This is a genomic window from Dietzia sp. UBA5065 (genome assembly GCA_002415925.1).
Classification (GTDB): Bacteria; Actinomycetota; Actinomycetes; order Mycobacteriales; family Mycobacteriaceae; genus Dietzia.
The window spans coordinates 1-2,678 of sequence record DIAZ01000144.1; the positions used below are offsets into that span (position 1 = coordinate 1).

Sequence of the window (2,678 nt, forward strand, 5' to 3'; positions counted from 1 at the left end):
TCCTGGGCTTCCCGTGCAACCAGTTCATGAACCAGGAACCCGGCGACGAGGCGTCGATCAAGGCGTTCACCACCGCCAAGTACGGCATCACGTTCCCGCTCGCGGCCAAGGTCGACGTCAACGGGTCCGGGCGGCACCCGCTCTACGCCGAGCTCACCAAGGTCGCGGACTCCGGCGGCGAGGCCGGGGACGTGCAGTGGAACTTCGAGAAGTTCCTGCTCTCCCCCTCGGGACAGGTCGTGGGCCGGTTCCGCCCCACGGTGGAGCCGGGAGCCACCGAGCTCGTCGAGGCGATCGAGGACGTCCTCCCGGTCTGACCCGGTGTCGGGCCCGCCCGTTCCGGCCCGGCCATCTGGCGTACACCTCGTCGTCGTCGAACCGACACGACCGGCTGCGACGATTCGCGCATGACCCCCCGCCTCATCGTCTCCGTCTCGGGACTGCGCGACTCCTCGCTCGATGCCGCGATCGACCTGGTCGGCGAGCTCGAGCGCCGGTCCGTCCCCGTCTCGCTGCTGGTCGCGCCGCGCCGCGGTCACGAGTACCGGTTGGCGGAGGACGCGGGCTCGCAGGAGTGGCTCCGGCACCGCCGTCGGCAGGGTGACGCGATCGTGTTGGCCGGGTACGACGACGCCGCCACCAGGCCGCGCCGACCCGAGTTCGCCTCCATCGGCCCCGCGGAGGCGGCCGTCCGGCTGGCCGCCGCGGACCGGCTCATGGCGGACATGGGCCTGCGGACGCGGCTGTTCGCCCCGCCCCGGTGGAACGCCTCGCCGGGGTGCCTCACGGCGCTGCCCGGCGCCGGTTTCCGCGTGTGCGCCTCACTGGAGGGGATCCACGACGTGGTCCGGGGGACCACCGAGCGGGGCCGCGCGCTGTCGATCGGGGAGGGCTTCGTCGCCGACGCCTGGTGGTGCCGGGCGCTCGTCGCCGCGGCCGGGCGCACCGCGGCGGCCGGCGGCCTGGTCCGCCTCAACGTGGCCGCCACGCAGCTCTCGCGCCGCGCACCCCGCTCGGCCCTGCTGGACGCCGTGGACCGGGTGACGGGCGAGCACGGTGCGAGGGTCTCCCGCTACGAGTGGTCGCCGGTCGCGCTGGTCGGCGTGGCCTGAGCGGGGCAGCGGCCCCGGGTGGACGGAGCGTTCGGTGGCCCCGCCGGCTGCGGGTAGGATCGGCCACTGAGTCCCGGCCGGCCCGGGTCCGTCCCGCGCAACCACCCGAACGAGGAGTTCCCACCGTGGCCCGAGTCGTCGTCGAAGTCATGCCCAAGGCCGAGATCCTCGATCCGCAGGGGCAGGCCATCCACCGAGCCCTCGGTCGGCTGGGCCACGCCGGCGTCACCGACGTCCGGCAGGGCAAGCGGTTCGAGCTTGAGGTGGCCGACGGGGTGTCGGAGGCCGAGCTCGAGGAGATCGCGTCTTCGCTGCTGGCCAACACCGTGATCGAGGACTGGACGGTCGTGCGGGTGGACTCCGCCGGGGTGACCGCGTGAGCGCACGGATCGGCGTCATCACGTTCCCCGGCACCCTGGACGACGTCGACGCCGCGCGCGCCGTGACCAAGGCCGGCGCCGAGGCCGTGTCGCTGTGGCACGCCGACGCCGACCTCAGGGGCGTCGACGCCGTGGTGGTGCCCGGCGGCTTCTCCTACGGCGACTACCTGCGCTGCGGCGCGATCGCCTCGATGGCCCCCGTCATGGGCGAGGTCGTCTCCGCCGCGAAGGGCGGGATGCCCGTGCTGGGCATCTGCAACGGCTTCCAGATCCTGTGCGAGGCCGGGTTGCTGCCCGGGGCGCTCGGGCGGAACCGCGACATGCACTTCCTTTGCCGCGACGAGTGGTTGCGGGTGGAGAACACCGGCACCGCGTGGACCTCCCGCTTCGAGGCGGGGGCGGAGATCCTCATCCCGCTCAAATCCGGCGAGGGGCGTTACATGGCCGCCCCGGAGACGATCGAGCAGCTCGAGGGTGAGCGCCGCGTGGTCTTCCGCTACGCCAGCGAGGCGCCCAACGGCTCCACCAACGACATCGCCGGTATCTGCTCGGCGGACGGGCGCGTGGTGGGCCTCATGCCGCACCCCGAGCACGCGATCGAGCCGCTGACCGGGCCGTCCGACGACGGGCTGGGGTTGTTCCTCTCCGCGCTCGACTCGGTGGTCAGGGTCTAGCAGGTCCGGTTGCGGCCGCTGAGGCCAAAGCGAAGGGCCCGCCGGGATCTCCCGGCGGGCCCTTCGGGTGTCAGGGCGTGACTCAGCCGAGCATGCCGTTGGTGCTGCCGAGGTCGGCGCCGATGCCGGCGACCAGGTTGAGCAGCACGCTAGGAAGGGCGAACACGAAACCGACGATGGTGTCGATGGCGGACGAGCCGGTCAGGCCGCCGACCAGGCTGCCGCCGAGCTCCATGCTGAGGGGGAAGGTCTGCTGTGCAATCGAACCGGTGAGGTCCATGGGTGTCTCCTGGGGGTCATCGCCCCGTAGAGGGTGCGCGGGGCGAATGGCGGTGACCCGGATGGTCACGCACACCCCACCATTCTGCACAGGTGGTGAGACGGATGTGCAGATTTGGACCGCGGGTCCCCCATGACGACGCCAGTGACGTGTGGGGCGTCAGGAAGTGCTCCCCACACCCACCGCGTCAGAACTCGACGGGCAATCCCCCCCACGTGCTCCCGATGTCCGC

The 2,678-nt window shown here is 72.3% G+C and carries 5 protein-coding genes; 4 read left to right on the plus strand and 1 reads right to left on the minus strand.

Going from position 1 to position 2,678, the window contains the following annotated elements:
* From B4M60_RS11955 to purQ, 4 genes are all read left to right on the plus strand, one after another.
* Positions 1-317, plus strand: a 317-nt coding sequence (locus B4M60_RS11955; RefSeq protein WP_414646798.1) for a glutathione peroxidase, incomplete at its 5' end; no start/stop codon positions are given.
* A gap of 90 nt (positions 318-407) precedes the next feature.
* Entirely contained in the window at positions 408-1,112 is a 705-nt protein-coding gene (locus B4M60_RS11960) for a DUF2334 domain-containing protein (protein WP_291084166.1), read from the plus strand.
* Positions 1,113-1,237: 125 nt separating this feature from the next.
* Complete coding sequence (gene purS, locus B4M60_RS11965) at positions 1,238-1,492, plus strand: phosphoribosylformylglycinamidine synthase subunit PurS (protein ID WP_291084169.1); 255 nt, start codon at positions 1,238-1,240, stop codon at positions 1,490-1,492.
* Positions 1,489-2,166 (plus strand): phosphoribosylformylglycinamidine synthase subunit PurQ, encoded by a 678-nt coding sequence (gene purQ, locus B4M60_RS11970; RefSeq protein WP_291084172.1) that lies wholly within the window; start codon positions 1,489-1,491, stop codon positions 2,164-2,166. Before purS ends, purQ begins: the two co-directional genes overlap by 4 nt.
* A gap of 82 nt (positions 2,167-2,248) precedes the next feature.
* Here purQ and B4M60_RS11975 read toward each other — a convergent pair whose 3' ends face one another.
* Positions 2,249-2,446, minus strand: coding sequence for a hypothetical protein (locus B4M60_RS11975; RefSeq protein WP_291084175.1), 198 nt, complete (start codon positions 2,444-2,446; stop codon positions 2,249-2,251).
* Positions 2,447-2,678: the final 232 nt, after the last annotated feature.

Bases quoted from the DNA above. Each gene is read 5' to 3' on its own strand.
- B4M60_RS11960 (WP_291084166.1), top strand. From the start codon at position 408: ATGACCCCCCGCCTCATCGTCTCCGTCTCGGGACTGCGCGACTCCTCG.
- B4M60_RS11975 (WP_291084175.1), bottom strand. From the start codon at position 2,446: ATGGACCTCACCGGTTCGATTGCACAGCAGACCTTCCCCCTCAGCATG.